This window comes from Pseudoxanthomonas sp. 3HH-4 (genome assembly GCF_006716465.1).
GTDB lineage: Bacteria > Pseudomonadota > Gammaproteobacteria > Xanthomonadales > Xanthomonadaceae > Pseudoxanthomonas_A.
Window position 1 is genome coordinate 339,395 of record NZ_VFPB01000001.1, and the last position, 15,852, is coordinate 355,246.

Sequence of the window (15,852 nt, forward strand, 5' to 3'; positions counted from 1 at the left end):
GGGCGGTTGCCCTCTCCCTGCGCAGCGGGGAGAGGGTGCCGAAGGCGGGTGAGGGGCGAACGGAGGCATCATCTTGGATCTGCGCGCTCGCATTGCCGAGTTCGACGATGGCGGAGAGACATCGCACGGAACATCACCGCGCTCGCCCCTCATCCGCCCTTCCGGGCACCTTCTCCCCGCAGGCGGGGAGAAGGAACAAAAACGGCGCCTTTCGGCGCCGTCTTCGTATCGCTGGGTGCAGCCGGCTTACGGCTTCGCCGGTTCCGCCTTCATCATCGTGTCGCGCGCGGCCTTGAAGGGGTTGCCTTCATACCAGTTCGGCCATGTGTCGGCGACAGCGAGGTCCTTGCCCACGCCGTACAGCGCCTGCAGGTCCTGCACCACGCCGTCCAGCTTCCAGCCTGCGTGCACCTCGTCGCTGGCCTGGTGGTAGCGCTTGGCGTATTCCTCGCTGGCCGCCTTGCCGGCCTCCACACCGCCTTCCAGTAGGTCGTTGCCGCCCTTGGCGTACAGCGCCGGCACGCCGGCCTTGGCGAAGTTGAAGTGGTCGCTGCGGAAGTAGTAGCCGCCGGCCGGGTTGCCTTCCTCGGCGAGCACGCGGCCCTGCTGGTCGGCGTAGACCTTCAGCATGTCTTCCAGCTGCGAGTTGCCCTTGCCCGTGACGACGAAGTCGCGCGACTTGCCGCCCACGCTCATGGCATCGAGGTTGATCACGCCGGCGATCTTGTCGAGCGGGAAGGTCGGATGGGCGACGTAGTACTTGGAACCCAACAGCCCGGATTCCTCCAGCGTCACCGCCACGAACACCACCGAACGCGCAGGCTTCGGCTCCTGGTGAGCGAACGCCTCGGCAATCTCCAGGATGCCGGCCACGCCGGTCGCGTTGTCGACGGCGCCGTTGTAGATGTTGTCGCCTTCCTCACCCTCGTGCTTGCCCAGGTGGTCCCAGTGCGCCATGTACAGCACGGCCTCGTCGGGCTTGCTGCTGCCCGGCAGTACGCCGATCACGTTGCGCGACGTCTTCTCGGTGATGGTACTGGTCAAAGAGGCGGAGGCCTTGGCCTTCAGCGGCACGGGCTTGAAGCCACGCTTGCCGGCGCTGGCGTAGGCCGCGTCGAGGTCGAGGCCGGCATCGGCGAACAGCTGTTTGGCGGCGTCGGCGCTCAACCAGCCCTGCATCGGGATGCGCTTTTCCGGATCGTCCTTGGCGGGCAGGTCGTACTGCGGGCCGGCCCAGGAGTTCTTCACCACGTCCCAACCATAGCTGGCACCCGGGGTGTCGTGCACGATCAGGGCCGCGGCGGCGCCCTTGCGCGCGGCTTCCTCGAACTTGTACGTCCAGCGGCCGTAGTAGGTCATGCGGTTGCCGCCGAACAGCGTCTCGTCCTTGGCGTGGAAGCCCGGATCGTTGACGAACATCACCACCGTCTTGCCGGTCCAGTCCTGGCCGGCGTAGTCGTTCCACTTCTGTTCCGGCGCATCCACGCCATAGCCGACGAACACCAGTTCGCTGGCGTCCAGCTTGACCTGGGTCTCGCCGGTGCGGGTGCCGATGACGTAATCGGTGCCGAACTTGAGGTCGCGCGTGCCGGCGGACGTGGTCAGCGACAGCGTGGTCGCGGCCTCGTCGGCGGTGGTCTCCACCATCGGCACGTCCTGGAAATAGCTGCCGTTGTTGCCCGGCTGCAGGCCGATGCGCTTCATCTGCGCTTCGAGGTAGGCGGTGGTCTTTTCTTCGCCAACCGAGCCGGGCGCGCGGCCTTCGAACTCATCCGACGCCAGCGCGTTCACCATGTCGGCGAAGTCGCCCTCGGTGATGTCGGCGGTAAAGGTGTGCGCCGCAGCGGGCGGCGTGGTGGCTTCTGGCGCGGGGGCCTCGGCTTCGCGCTTGCATGCCGTCAGTGCGGCGGAAGCGGCAAGCAGCAGCATCAACTTGCGGGACATCGGGATTCCTCAACGAAAGGAATCCCGATTCTAGCGGGAATGGCCGGGCGGGACCTGTGCCGCGTCCCGCCTTTCGCCGGACTCACTCCGTGGGTGCAGTGTCGGTGCTGTACGGCTTGGCGGTAGCGCCAGTGACGGGGCCGATCTTGGCGCTGGTGTGCACGTACAGCACCACCTCGCGCTCGAACACCAGCGGACCTTCGACCACCGCGTTCGGCCCGATGATGATGCGCGGGTCGCGCTTGGGCTTCAGCGAGAAGTTGACGCCGCGCGGCTTCTCCACCTTGAGCCCGCCCTTGACGTGCGAACCGACGCCGACGGTGATGTCGCCGGTGACGGTCTCGATGCTGCCCGTCAGCTGCGTGGCGACCAGTCCGATGGCGCCATTGACGGTGGAAACATTGCCGCCCACGGTGGTGCCGCGGTCGGTGAAAATGCTGCCGTTGACGGTCTCGATGTCGCTGCGAACCTGTACGTCTTTGCCGACCCGGATGGAGCCGTTCACGGTTTCCAGCGATTCCACGCGTGCCTTCTCGCCCGCGTTGATGCTGCCGTTCACCGTGCTGGCGTCCTCGGCGATGGCGCCGTCGGCGATGCGGATGCTGCCATTGACGGTTTCGAGGTCGGCATAGGTCTGACCGGCCTCGGCGGTGACGCTGCCGTTCACCTTGGAGATCTCCTGCTGTGCCAGCGCGGGCGTGGCAGCCAGGGCCAAGGTCAGCAGCAGGATGGTGCGGGTACGGGTCATGGGGTCATCCTTCGGGTGGTGTTGATGACTGTGATGCGCACGGGCAGGGAAAGGTTTAGGCCGGCCGTCATCGGGGATGCCATGGCACCATGCTTCGCTACAATCGTCACCTGCCTGAAGTCACTGGAAACCCCCGCCGTGTCCGCATCCCCCGTGCCCGTAGACAATATGGTCGTGAAGCGTCCCAAGCCCGTCGTGCTGCTGATCCTGGATGGCTGGGGGCACCGTGAGGATCCCGCCGACAACGCGCTGGCGCAGGCCACGCTGCCGAACTGGCACCGCCTGCTGGCCAGCGCGCCGCATACACTGATCCACACCGAAGGTCGCCATGTAGGCCTGCCCGACGGGCAGATGGGCAATTCGGAAGTGGGCCACATGAACCTTGGCGCGGGCCGCATCGTCTACCAGGACCTGACCCGCATCGATGCCGCCATCGAAGACGGCAGCTTCTTCGCCAATGCCGAACTCGTCGCCGCCTGCGAAGCGGCCAAGGCCGACGGCAAGACCCTGCACGTGTTCGGCCTGCTGTCGCCGGGCGGCGTGCACAGCCATGAGCTTCACATCTTCGCGATGTTGGACCTGGCCAAGCGCCGGGGCGTGCCGCGTGTCGCGGTGCACGCCTTCCTGGATGGCCGCGACACGCCGCCGAAGTCCGCCGAACCCAGCCTGCGCGCGCTGCAGGACCTGTGCGCGAAGCTCGGCAACGCGCACATCGCCTCGGTCAGTGGCCGCTACTACGCGATGGACCGCGACAAGCGCTGGGACCGCGTGCGTCTGGCGTGGGACGCGATGGTGGAAGCCCGCAGCGATCACCATGCCGCTAGCGGCGTGGAGGCGCTGGAAACGGCGTATGCGCGTGGCGAGAACGATGAATTCGTGCTGCCCACCGTGATCGACGGCGCCCGGCCGATGGCCGATGGCGACGCGGTGGTATTCATGAATTTCCGCGCCGATCGCGCGCGCCAGCTGACGGCGGCGTTTGTGTCGCCGGCGTTCGACGGCTTCGACGTGCGCAAGCCGGCGTTGGCCCGCTTCGTCTGCCTGACCGAATACGATGCCAAGCTTCCCGCGCCGGTGGCGTTCGCGCCGGACGACCTGCGCCAGACCTTCGGCGAACTGCTGGCGGATGCCGGCCTGACCCAGCTGCGCATCGCCGAGACAGAGAAGTACGCGCACGTGACGTTCTTCTTCAGCGGTGGCCGCGAGGATGTGTTCGAAGGCGAGGAGCGCATCCTGATCCCCAGCCCGAAAGTGGCCACCTACGACCTGCAGCCTGAAATGAGTTGCCCCGAATTGACCGCGAAGCTGGTGGAGGCGATCGGCTCCGGTCGCTTCGACGCCATCATCTGCAACATCGCCAATCCCGACATGGTCGGCCACAGCGGTGATCTGCAGGCCGCCATCCTCGCGGCGCAGGCGGTTGATGTGGCCATCGGCGAAGTGGATGCCGCCGTGCGCAAGGCCGGCGGTGCGCTGCTCATCACCGCCGACCACGGCAACCTGGAAATGATGCGCGATCCGGCCACCGGCCAGCCGCACACCGCGCATACGGTCGGCCCGGTGCCGCTGGTCCTCGTGTTGCCCGAAAGCGCGGGCCAGCGTGCGGTGAAGTTGCGCAGCGGGGGCGCGTTGCGCGACGTGGCGCCAACGCTGCTGGACCTGCTGGGTCTTCCGCAGCCGGCCGACATGAGCGGCCGCAGCCTGATCGACGCCTGATGCCCAGCCGCGCGCGCACTGCGTTCACCGCGCTCCTGCTCGCCGGCCTGGCCGTCGCGGCGGTTGCGCTGGCGCAGAATCCACGCGAGACCGAGCGCAAGCTGGAGCGCGTGCGCAGCGAGCTGAAGTCGATCGCGCAGGAGCGACGCAAACTGGAAGGGGAGCGCGGCACGGCGTCCCGCCAACTGCGCGATGCGGATGAGCAGGTCGGCCGCACGACGCGGTCGCTTTCCGAGACCGAAGCGGCACTGCGCCGCGAGGCCGTCGCGCTGCAGGAGCTGCAACTGAAGCGCGATGCCATGCAGGCGCAACAGGCATCGCAGCGGCAGCAACTGACAGCGCTGGTGCGTGCGGCCTACCAGCAGGGCGACGATGCACCGTTGAAGGTGCTGCTTTCGCAGGAGCGCGTGGCCGACGCGAACCGCTTGCTGGCCTACCATCGTTACGTGCAGCGCGACCAGGCGCGACGCATCGCGACATTGAACGCCGAGCTGGAAGCGCTGGGCCAGGTGGAGCGCGACATCGTGGCCCGTCGCACCGAACTGGACACCGCGCGGGCGAGGCAGCGCGATCAGGTTGCGCAACTGGAGAAGGCCCGCAGGACGCGCGCTGGGCTGGTCGCGGACCTGGACGAGCGATACCAGGATCGTGCGGCGAAGGAGAAGGCGCTGGGCCAGGATGCGCGTTCGCTGCAACGCCTGCTGGACAACCTGCGCGCCGCCGCCGCGCGTGCCGAGGCCGAACGTCGTGCCGCCGCCCGCCGCGAGGCCGCCGCCGCAGCGGCACAGCAGCGCGAAAGTGCGGGCAGCGCATCCCGCGGCACGCGGACCACGCCTGCACCGCGTCCGGCGGTGGCTTCCGCACCTCCGCTGAAAGTGGGCGGTCTGGGCTGGCCGGTATCGGGCAGCCTGTTGGCGCGCTACGGCGGGCGGCTGCCCGACGGCCGCGCCAGTACCGGAGTACTGATCGGTGCGCCCTCGGGCACGCCAGTCACGGCAGTGGCGGACGGCACGGTGGTGTTTTCCGAATGGATGACGGGGTACGGCCTGATCCTGATCCTCGATCACGGCAACGGCTACATGAGTCTGTACGCGCACAACGACAGCCTGCTGAAGGACAGCGGCGACCGGGTCAAGCGCGGTGATGCGGTCGCGCGCGTCGGCACGTCGGGTGGACAGGGCCAGGCCGCGCTGTACTTCGAGCTGCGTCGCAACGGCCAGCCAGTCGACCCGGCATCGTGGCTGCAGCGGCGATGAACAGGGCGCCGGGCCCTAACCCGGCTTGAACAAACAGGCCAAGTGGGTTCGCGCATAATCCGGTGAACTTCGCGTACGTGCGCGAAGTCCCACCTAGCCCCATCTGGAGCGTCTGCATGCCGCTGCGTCTTTCCCTGGCCACCCTGACCGTCGCCCTGTCCGCCTGCATGCCGGCGTGGGCGCAGCAGCAGGCGCCACTGCCTGAGACGCCGCCGGTGGTCGCGCCCAGCGACGATCCCGACGCCGCGGAAAACGCGCCGTCGAAGGTGCCGCTGGACGAGATCCGCCGCTACGTGGCGGTGTTCAATGCGGTCAAGGAAGCGTATGTCGAACCGGTCGAAGACCGCGAACTGATGCAGTCGGCGATCCGGGGCCTGTTGCTGGACCTAGATCCGCACAGCACGTACTTCGACAAGGAAGATTCCGACGCCTTCGACGAACAGGCCACCGGCGCCTACGAAGGCATCGGCGTGGAACTGCAGCAGCAGCCCGACCGGACGCTGCTGGTGGTGTCGCCGATCGACGACACGCCCGCCGCGAAGGCGGGCATCAAGTCCGGCGACGTCATCACCGCCATCGATGGCAAGCCGATCAGCGCCGAAGACGGCATGGAGCCGTTGCGTGGCGCGCCGGGTAGCCGGATCGTGCTGACGATCCTGCGCGATGGCACGCCCAAGCCGTTCGACGTGACCCTGGTGCGGGACACCATCCGCATCACCAGCGTGCGCAGCCGCGTGCTGGAACCTGGCTACGGCTATGTCCGCATCAGCGCCTTCCAGACCGATACCGCGGCCGATTTCCAGAAACAGGTGGACAAGCTGCAGGAGAACGGAAAGCTGCGGGGACTCGTGCTGGATCTGCGCAGCAATCCGGGTGGACTGCTGCTGGCCGCGGTGCAGGTGGCCGACGACCTCCTCGACAAGGGCAACATTGTCAGCACCCGCGGACGCATGTCGATCAGCGATTCCAAGTTCGATGCCACACCGGGCGACCGCTTGAACGGCGCGCCCGTGGTGGTGCTGGTGGACGCCGGCTCGGCCAGCGCGTCTGAAGTGCTGGCCGGCGCGCTGCGCGACAACCAGCGCGCGCGCGTGGTCGGCAGCCGCACCTTCGGCAAGGGCTCGGTGCAGACGGTGCTGCCGCTCGACAACGGCGATTCGGTCAAGCTGACGACTGCGCGCTATTACACGCCCAGCGGCAAGTCGATCCAAGCCAGCGGCATCGTGCCCGACGTGGTTGTCAGGCCAGAGCAGGACGCCAAGGCGGGCGCCCTCATCGGGCCGGATGGCCAGCCGTACATCACCGAGGCCACGCTGCCCGGTCACCTGCGCGGCGACGAAGAAGGTGCGGCCGGCTACACGCCCGGTGATGTGCTCGACGGTGATGCGCCGATCACGGCGGCGTTGGTCGAACTGAAGAAGGTCGTCGCGACAGCGCGGGCGCCCTCGAGTCAGCAGCGGCGTTGAGCCCTGGCGGGTGTGGGAGCGACGTCGGTCGCGCGCCCGGAAGCCGGATAGCGGCTGACGTTGCTGCCGCAGGCGCGATCAGTTCGCCTAGCGCGGCTTCGCCGGCATCGGGAAGGGCGTCACCACCTTTTCGCCGGTGGCCGCATCGCGGATCGCCGACTGGCCTTTCCGCTCCACCTCTTCCACCCGGATGATGCTCTGCATCGGCAGGTGCAGGACCTTGGTGTTGCCGAATTCATCGCGCAGGCGCTCCTCGGTGGGATCCACCACCAGGCCTTCGTGCACGTCGAACACCAGTTCGCCCACCTCGGTGAATCCCCACAGGCCGCTCGCCGTCACCTTGCGTGCGTAGAGCTCGTAGACCTTGGTGTGGTTGTGGAAGATGACCTTGTAGAGCGTGGTTTTCATGCAGCGGATTATACGGAGTGCGTTGCATGCGGCTGGCACCCGTCGACAGGCGGGGCGGGTCCGCTTCCGTCACTCCGGCGAAAGGCGGAATGACGACGGGGATCTTTGACTGCGATAGGTCTTTTCAGTAGCCCTGCCGCTTGCGCATCCGCCGCGCGATCGCGGCGCGCACGAACAGCGCGAACACCACGCCGAACAGGAAGCCGGCGATGTGCGCCGACCACGCCACGGTGCCGAACGCGGGGCCCGTGTAGGCGAAGACCACCTGCAGCAGTGCCCAGATGCCGATCAGGAGCGAGGCTGGCGCCTTCACGAACTCGAGGAACAGGCCCAGCGGCAGTACCACGCCCAGCTTGGCGGTGGGGAACAGGGCCAGGTAGGCGCCGATGACGGCGGAAATGGCGCCGCTGGCGCCGATGATGACGCGGTCGGGTGTCCCGATGCTGAGCACCGCGGCGACGTTCGCCACCGCGCCGCCCACCAGGAACAGCAACAGGAAACGCCACGGCCCCATGGCCCGTTCCGCGGGCAGGCCGAAGATCAGCAGGAACACCAGGTTGCCCAGCAGGTGGGCCCAGTCCGCATGCAGGAACAGCGCGGTGAACAGGCGCAGCACCATGCCGCGTTGCAACGACGCCAGCCATACCTCGGGCGCCACCATGCCGCCTGTCAGCGCCCCCCACTGGGTCAGCAGATGGCTCTGGGCCGCGTTTCCCAGAGTCAATGCCCAGCAAAAGGCGGCGGACAGCAACACCAACAAGGTCGGCGTGGCCCAGCGGACGGGCGGTTTCCGGCGTGACGGGAGGGAAACGAACATGCGCCGGCACTGTACCCGCTCGCTGCCGGACTGCCCATGGTGCGGCGCGGCGAAACTGAATAGGGGCAATGACTTACGGCGGATTGTTAGAGTTTAGTTAGCGGGTATACTGCATACGGCGTCGTATGTCGGGAGGGGCTTCCGGCAGGCCGAACGGGTGGACCACAACACCCGCGGCCATGGACGACGCAGGCGCTTTTACCCACGTCTCCGGAGAAACCATTCATGGAATTTGCAAAGAACATCACCCGCGTGTCCGCGCTGGCGCTCGGCATCGCAGGCGTGCTCGCCTATGGCGATGTGCACGCCGCCGCCTTCCAGCTGAAGGAAAACAGCGTCAAGGCCCAGGGCCGTGCGATGGCCGGTGCGGCCTCCGCCAAGGGCGACGCCTCGGTCGTGGTCAACAACCCGGCCGTCATGTCCACCTTCACCGAGCGCACCCTGCAGGCCGACGTCACCGCGATCGACCTGTCCTATGAGTTCAGCGGCAGCGGCACGGCCGCCACCGGCACGCTGTTCCAGCAGCCGCTGACCGGCGGCAACGGCGGCGACGCCGGTGACGTGGCCGCCGTGCCGGCCGCCTCGTTCATCCTGCCGCTGAGCGGCGACTTCGAATACGTCACGCTGGGCATGATGATCAGCGCGCCGTTCGGCCTGAAGACCGACTACGACGCCGGCTGGGTGGGTCGCTACCACGCGCTGGAATCGGACGTGAAGATCATCGACCTGACGCTGGCGGCCTCGCTGGAGCTGGGTGAGCGCTTCTCCATCGGCGCAGGCCTGGTCTACGAGCACGCCGACGTCACGCTGTCCAACGCGGTCGACTTCGGCACCGTCATCTGCGGCCAGAACCCGGCTGCCTGCCTCACGCCGGGTTCGCCCTACGGTCCGCAGCGCAACGACGGCATCGCCCACATCAACGGGACCGACAACGGCTTCGGCTGGATCGTTGGCCTGAACTGGCGTCCGACCGACAAGCTGTCGCTGGGCTACTCGCACCGTTCCGAGATCGACCATGAGCTGGAAGGCGAAGGCGACTTCACCGTGCCGCCGGCCGTGCGCACCGCGTTCGACGCCAACCCGCTGACCCGTCCGCTGTTCCTCGACGGCGGCGCGCTGGCCAAGCTGACCACGCCAGCTGTGGACACCTTCAGCGCGACCTACTACGCCAGCGACCGCTTCACCGTCATGGCCGAAGCCAGCCGCACCGACTGGACCTCGCTGCAGGAAATCCGCATCGAATTTGACAACCCCGGCCAGCCGGATTCGGCCGAGGAGTACAACTGGGGCGACAACTGGTTCTACTCGGTGGGTGGCGAATACAAGTTCAGCGATGCGTTCACCTTCCGCGCCGGCGTGGCGCGCGACGACTCCCCGGTGAGCCGTCCGTATCGCACCCCGCGCCTGCCCGACCAGGACCGCATGTGGTACTCGCTGGGCCTGACCTGGGCGCTGTCGGAGCACCTGGAGCTCAACGCCAGCTACGTGAAGATCGACATCGTCGATACGCCCGAAATCGACCTGACCACCAGCACGCGTGCGCGCCTGGTCGGCGAGTTCGACGGCGGCGCCGACCTGTACGGCGTGTCGATGCAGTACAAGTTCTGATCGCCCCGCGCGTCGGAGCCACGAAAAACCCCGCCTAGGCGGGGTTTTTTGTTGTCGGCGCTCTTGTAGGAGGGTCTTCAGCCCCGAGGCTTCTGCGCGAACGGTATCGGGGCTGAAGCCCCCTGCACTGCTCGGTCAATACGGCAATCCGGCGACCGGCAGTTCGATCGACCACAGACTGGCGGCGCCGGTCAGGAACAAGGTGCGCCGGTCGTCGCCGCCGAACGCGGCATTGGTGATGTTGGCGTCCACGTGGATCGTGGCCAGCACGTCACCCGCAGGGGAAAACACGCGTACGCGCTGCTGGCCGTGTTCGGTGACGTAGATGTTGCCCAGGCAATCCAGCGTCAGGCCGTCACCGCCTGTGATGCGCGCCAGATCGCGGCCTGCGCCGGGCACGCCTTCGCGCAACGGATAGGTGCGCAATACGTCGCCATCGCCGGTTCCACCTGCCACGTATAGCGTGTCGCCACCCGGCGACAGGGCAATGCCATTGGGATTGCGCAGACTGTCGTCGACCACCGTGGTCACGCCTTCGTGGTGGCGATACACGCGGGTGAGGGGCTGGCCACCGGGCGCGGCCTTGCGCTGGTAATCGGGATCGGTGAAGTAGAGGCTGCCGTCGGCGCCCATCACCAGGTCGTTGGGGGAATTGAACGGCAGGCCGTCGAACGTCGACACCAGGGGTGCGCGCGTGCCGTCCTCCAGTCTCACGCGCGCGACCTGCTTGCGGTCGTGGGTAGCGGCGAGCAGATGGCCGTCCAGGTCCAGCGTCAGCCCGTTGCTGCCACTGTCTTCCACCACGGTTTCCCAGCGATCCGGCGGGGTGAAGCGTCGAATGCGCGACGGGAACGTCCCGTTGTGCACGAAATCCGACAGGTACAACGCACCGTCGCGCCACACCGGGCCTTCGTAAAGGCGTTCCTCGCTGTCGTCCACGCGCGCAGCAGACACGCGTGTGGCCGTGAGGTCGCCAGTCGGCGCATGCCCGGGATCGGCCGGGCAGACGGAAGCGTGGGCCGATGCGTGGGCCAGCGGAGCGGCGAGGCAGGCAAGCAGGGCAAGGGCAAGTCGGCGGTAACGCGGCATGGCGGTCCTCGGGTCAGGCGGGCAGCCAGCGTACCTCGATCCGGTTGCGGCCTTTGTGCTTGGCTGCGTAGAGCGCTTCGTCCGCGAGCCGCATCAGGGTGTCGTACGGCGCGTTGCGGTCGGCGGCGAAGGAAACGCCTAGGCTGACGGTGACGCGGATTGCCGCACCGGACGGAGCGAACTCCAGCCCCATCACCTGCTGCCGGATGCGTTCCGCCAGGGCCTGCGCGGTCTCGGCTTGTGTGTCGCGCAGGACCAGCATGAACTCCTCTCCACCCAGGCGTGCGAACAGGTCGTCGCCGCGGATGCAGCTGCGCACCACGTCGGAGAACCTTTGCAGCACCAGGTCGCCGGCTTCATGGCCATGATCGTCGTTGACGGCCTTGAAGTGGTCCAGGTCCAGCGCGATCACGGCCAGCCCGTGCTCGGCGGCATGCCTCCCGCCGCGGGCCTGCAGTTCGTTGTCCAGGCCGCGGCGATTGAGCGCGCCGGTGAGCGGATCAAATAGCGCGCTCCGCCGCAGCGGCTCCGCGGCGCGAAAGCTGGCCAGCATCAGCATGCAGAAATTGAGCAGGAACCAGATCGACAGGTCCAGGTTCACCCACATCGGGTTCGGGCCGTAACGGCCGGTGAGCGCCGCCAGCAGGTCGCCGCCGTACAGCCACAGCAGCACCATGCAGCCCACGATCATCAGGCGTGCCGGAACGTGGTCCGGCGCACTGCGCAGCGCCCACAGATGGCGCAGCATCACCACCAGTACGATCACTTCGGTCGCGCTCATCGCCGCGCCCTGCGCATCCACGCCGCCGCCCAGGACCACGCCGACCAACGAAAAAGCGAGGCACAACGGCAACAGCGCGCGTTCCCACAGCGCCAGCGCGCGCTGCTGCACGAACTGGATGATCGACCACGCCAGGCCCACCAGGCCGGCGCATGCCAACAGGCCCCCTGCGCCGGCAATGCCAGCGGCAAGCGATTCATTGCCTGCCCGCACCAGCACCTGCGCCGTGCCGTCCAGCATCGCCGCGCCCAGCGAGTACAGGAAATGCGCGACGCCCCACGTTGCGATGCCACGGACGCCCCGCGATACCTTGCCCACGTAGAAGAACAGTGCCAGCAACACGGCGGCGAGCGCGCAGTCGCTGAGCAGCAGGTTGTAGAAATCGGTCGTCATGCGTGGTGGTCGCCTTGCTGGCGCTGGAGCTCCCTGTCGATGCCAGAACGCAGAATAAGACGCAATCCGGCATGGGAGTGATATGGAGGCCGCGCAACTGCGATGGCAATTCAGCTAAGGCGACCACGTAACCCGCAGGATCGCCGCGTGCGGCGAGCGTCGTCAGTGCCGTGGGTCACGCCCAACGAAAAGCCCCGCCGAAGCGGGGCTGTACGTGCGACGCCGGGGGCTGCCGATGCGCGGCAGCACCTGGATTCAGTCGCCGAGCGTCAGCAGCGAGGCGTTGCCACCGGCGGCCGTCGTGTTGACGGTGACCGTCTTTTCGGTGGCGAAGCGCGGAAGGTAATGCGGGCCGCCGGCCTTGGGTCCGGTGCCGGACAGCCCCTGGCCGCCGAACGGCTGCACGCCGACCACCGCACCGATCTGGTTACGGTTGACGTACACATTGCCCACCTTCACGCGCGAGCCGATGCGGTCGATGGTCTCGTCGATGCGCGAATGCACGCCCAGGGTCAGGCCATAGCCGGTTGCATTGATCGCATCGATGACCTTGTCCAGGTCGTCGGCCTTCCAGCGCACGACGTGCAGGGCCGGCCCGAAGATCTCCTTGTCCAGCTGGTCCAGCGACTTCAGTTCCCACGCGCGCGGCGCGAAGAAGGTGCCATGCGCGGTTTCATCGCCTGCGTTGGCCTGCTTGATGAGGCGTGCTTCGTTCGCCATGCGCGCGGCGTGGTCGTCGAGGATCTTCAGCGCATCGGCGTCGATCACCGGGCCCACGTCGGTCGACAGCAGGCCGGGATCGCCGATCTTCAGCTCGTCCATCGCGCCGGCGAGCATCGTCATCACCTTGTCGGCGATGTCGTCCTGCACGAACAGCACGCGGGCGGCCGAGCAACGCTGGCCCGCGGAGGTGAACGCCGAGCCCATCGCGTCCTTCACCAGTTGCTCGGGCAGCGCCGAGGAGTCAGCGATGAAGGCGTTCTGGCCGCCGGTCTCGGCGATCAGCGTGGCGATCGGGCCGGCGTCGCGACTGGCCAGCGCGCGATTGATCGCGCGCGCGGTCTCAGTGGAGCCCGTGAAGGCCACGCCGGCCACGCGCGGATCCTTCGTCAGCGCGGCGCCGACGGTGGCGCCGTCGCCGGGCAGGAACTGCAGCACGGCTTCCGGAATGCCGGCTTCGTGCAGCAGCTTCACCGCGGCGTGGCCGATCAGGTTGGTCTGTTCGGCCGGCTTGGCGATCACGCTGTTGCCCGCTGCGAGCGCGGCGCTGACCTGGCCCAGGAAGATCGCCAGCGGGAAATTCCACGGGCTGATGCAGACGAATACACCGCGGCCCTGCAACTGCAGCTGGTTGGATTCACCGGTGGGGCCGGGCAGGTGCTCCGGCGCGGCGAACTGCGCGCGCGCCTGGGCGGCGTAGTAGCGCAGGAAGTCCACGGCCTCGCGTACTTCGGCGACGCTGTCGGGGATGGTCTTGCCGGCTTCCTTCACGCACAGCGCGATGTAGTCGGGCAGGCGCTGCTCCAGCAGGTTCGCGGCGTGCTCGAGGATGGCGGCGCGGCTGGCGGCCGGCGTGCGGTCCCAGGCGGGCTGCGCGGCAACGGCATTCGCCAGCGCCTTCTCGACGGTGCCACTGTCTGCCGGCTGCCATTCGCCGACGGTCTGGCGGCGGTCGGCCGGGTTGGTCACCGGCAACGCCGCACTGGACACGACGGCGCCCGGCACCAGCGGCGCTGCGCGCCACGGCTTGACGGCCGCGTTGATGCGCTCGGCCAGCGCGCGCAGGTCGTTGTCGTTGGCGAGATTGGCGCCCATGGAATTGTCCCTGTCTGAATTCTGGATGGGAGCCGGCTGGCTCCGGAAAAGGTCGACCGGCAACGGGATGCGCGGGTGCGGAATGGATTCGAATTCCGACACCGTCTGCACCGGGTCGCGCACCAGGTCCTCGATGGCCACGTTCTCGTCGGTGATGCGGTTGACGAAGCTGCTGTTGGCGCCGTTCTCGAGCAGGCGGCGCACCAGGTACGGCAGCAGGTCCTCGTGCGAGCCGACCGGCGCGTACACGCGGCATGGCGTGTCCAGCCGGTGCTTGGGCACCACTTCGGCGTACAGGTCGTCGCCCATGCCGTGCAGCTTCTGGTGCTCGTATGGACGGCCGTTGGCGATGAAGCGGATCGCGGCGATGGTCTGCGCATTGTGGGTGGCGAACATCGGATACAGCGCATCGCCGTGGTCGAGCATGCGTCGCGCATTGGCAAGGTACGAGACGTCGGTGTTCGGCTTGCGGGTGAACACCGGGTAGCCCGGGTGGCCGTCGATCTGCGCGCGCTTGATCTCCGCGTCCCAGTACGCACCCTTCACCAGGCGCACCGGCATGCGGCGGCCGACGCGGCGGGCCAGGTCGGCGAGGAAGTCGATCACGTACGGCGTGCGCTTCTGGTAGGCCTGCACGGCCAGGCCGTAGCCTTCCCAGCCGTCGAGCGAGGCGTCGGAGAAGGTCGCCTCGATCAGGTCGAGCGACAGTTCCAGCCGGTCGGCTTCTTCGGCGTCGATGGTGAAGCCGATGCCGTAGGACTTGGCCAGCTGGGCCAGCTCCAGGATGGCCGGTGCCAGCTCGCGCATCACGCGGGCGCGCTTGGCGTGCTCATAGCGCGGGTGCAGCGCGGACAGCTTGATCGAGATGCTCGGTGCCGCCAGCACGTCGGCGAATGGACCGGTGCGGCCAATGGCATGGATCGCCTGCCGGTAGGCCTCCAGGTAGCGGGCGGCGTCCTTCGTGGTCAGCGCGCCTTCGCCCAACATGTCGAAGGAATAGCGGTAGTCGGCGTTCTCGCCCTTGCGGCTGCGGGCCAGCGCTTCGTCGATGGTGCGGCCCATGACGAACTGGTGGCCCATGATGCGCATGGCCTGGCGCACGGCCAGGCGGACGACGGGCTCGCCCACGCGACCGACCAGGCGCTTGAAGGCGCCCGGCACGTCGGCGCGGGCCAGGTCGTTCAGGTTGACCAGCTTGCCGGTGAGCATCAGGCCCCAGGTGGAGGCATTGACCAGCACCGAGTCGCTCTGGCCCAGGTGCCGCTCCCAGTCCGCATCGCCCAGCTTGTCGCGAATCAACTTGTCTGCGGTCTCCTGGTCCGGGATGCGCAGCAGGGCCTCGGCCACGCACATCAGCAGCACGCCCTCCTCGCTGCCGAGATCGTACTGGCGCATGAAGGCTTCAATGGCGCCCTGGTCCTGGGCGCGGGCGCGGACCCGCTTGACTAGGTCCATGGCCAGCTTCTGGGCCTGGATCTGCTCGTTGGCCGGCAGGCGAGCGTGCTCCAGCAGTTCGCGGACATGTCCGGTCTCGTCGCGCAGCCAAGCGGCCGTGATGGCAGCGCGCAGCGGCGATGGCGGTGCCGGGAGTTCGGGGGCGACGATGCCGCCGGCCGGCGGAGCGGCGGGCGACGGAGCGGGTGAAGGAGTCGACATGACGGCAGGGCAGTCCAAAGGCAGTCCACTAGTTTAGGGCCGTGCGGGCAGGCCGGGTATGCCTGCCGCGCCAGATCAGAGGGTGTCGGTGGAGCGCGTCGGCGGAGCGGTGACGGCGGTCGCGGAATCGCCCCGCGGAGACGCTGTGCGGCCTG

At 67.8% G+C, this 15,852-nt stretch carries 11 protein-coding genes; 4 read left to right on the forward strand and 7 right to left on the reverse strand.

All coding sequences use genetic code 11. From position 1 onward, the window contains the following. Positions 1-246 precede the first annotated feature (246 nt). On the reverse strand, positions 247-1,944 hold the full coding sequence (locus FB548_RS01535; protein WP_142123011.1) for a M28 family metallopeptidase: 1,698 nt from the start codon (positions 1,942-1,944) through the stop codon (positions 247-249). A gap of 82 nt (positions 1,945-2,026) precedes the next feature. Continuing rightward, the gene (locus FB548_RS01540; protein WP_142123012.1) at positions 2,027-2,692 is read right to left on the reverse strand and encodes a hypothetical protein; all 666 of its coding nucleotides are present in this window, start codon (positions 2,690-2,692) and stop codon (positions 2,027-2,029) included. 168 nt (positions 2,693-2,860) lie between these two features. Here FB548_RS01540 and gpmI point away from each other — a divergent pair, with 168 nt between their 5' ends. The 3 genes from gpmI (at position 2,861) to FB548_RS01555 (ending at position 7,130) form a co-directional block, all read left to right on the forward strand. Beyond that, positions 2,861-4,408: a 2,3-bisphosphoglycerate-independent phosphoglycerate mutase gene (gene gpmI, locus FB548_RS01545; RefSeq protein WP_142124051.1), complete on the forward strand. Its 1,548-nt coding sequence runs from the start codon at positions 2,861-2,863 to the stop codon at positions 4,406-4,408. Continuing rightward, the gene (locus FB548_RS01550; RefSeq protein WP_142123013.1) at positions 4,408-5,664 is read left to right on the forward strand and encodes a peptidoglycan DD-metalloendopeptidase family protein; all 1,257 of its coding nucleotides are present in this window, start codon (positions 4,408-4,410) and stop codon (positions 5,662-5,664) included. Before gpmI ends, FB548_RS01550 begins: the two co-directional genes overlap by 1 nt. A 116-nt stretch (positions 5,665-5,780) precedes the next feature. Continuing rightward, positions 5,781-7,130: a S41 family peptidase gene (locus FB548_RS01555; protein WP_142123014.1), complete on the forward strand. Its 1,350-nt coding sequence runs from the start codon at positions 5,781-5,783 to the stop codon at positions 7,128-7,130. 87 nt (positions 7,131-7,217) lie between these two features. On the opposite strand, the gene FB548_RS01560 is transcribed toward FB548_RS01555, so the two are convergent. Then, the gene (locus tag FB548_RS01560; protein ID WP_142123015.1) at positions 7,218-7,538 is read right to left on the reverse strand and encodes a DUF1820 family protein; all 321 of its coding nucleotides are present in this window, start codon (positions 7,536-7,538) and stop codon (positions 7,218-7,220) included. A gap of 124 nt (positions 7,539-7,662) precedes the next feature. Continuing rightward, positions 7,663-8,355 (reverse strand): rhomboid family intramembrane serine protease, encoded by a 693-nt coding sequence (locus FB548_RS01565; protein WP_142123016.1) that lies wholly within the window; start codon positions 8,353-8,355, stop codon positions 7,663-7,665. 225 nt (positions 8,356-8,580) lie between these two features. Here FB548_RS01565 and FB548_RS01570 point away from each other — a divergent pair, with 225 nt between their 5' ends. Continuing rightward, positions 8,581-9,963, forward strand: coding sequence for an outer membrane protein transport protein (locus tag FB548_RS01570; protein WP_142123017.1), 1,383 nt, complete (start codon positions 8,581-8,583; stop codon positions 9,961-9,963). Positions 9,964-10,098: 135 nt separating this feature from the next. On the opposite strand, the gene FB548_RS01575 is transcribed toward FB548_RS01570, so the two are convergent. From FB548_RS01575 to putA, 3 genes are all read right to left on the reverse strand, one after another. Further along, positions 10,099-11,052: an SMP-30/gluconolactonase/LRE family protein gene (locus FB548_RS01575; RefSeq protein WP_142123018.1), complete on the reverse strand. Its 954-nt coding sequence runs from the start codon at positions 11,050-11,052 to the stop codon at positions 10,099-10,101. Positions 11,053-11,065: 13 nt separating this feature from the next. Continuing rightward, the gene (locus FB548_RS01580) at positions 11,066-12,226 is read right to left on the reverse strand and encodes a GGDEF domain-containing protein (RefSeq protein ID WP_142123019.1); all 1,161 of its coding nucleotides are present in this window, start codon (positions 12,224-12,226) and stop codon (positions 11,066-11,068) included. A 255-nt stretch (positions 12,227-12,481) separates the two neighbouring features. Then, entirely contained in the window at positions 12,482-15,697 is a 3,216-nt protein-coding gene (putA, locus tag FB548_RS01585; RefSeq protein ID WP_142123020.1) for a bifunctional proline dehydrogenase/L-glutamate gamma-semialdehyde dehydrogenase PutA, read from the reverse strand. Positions 15,698-15,852: the final 155 nt, after the last annotated feature.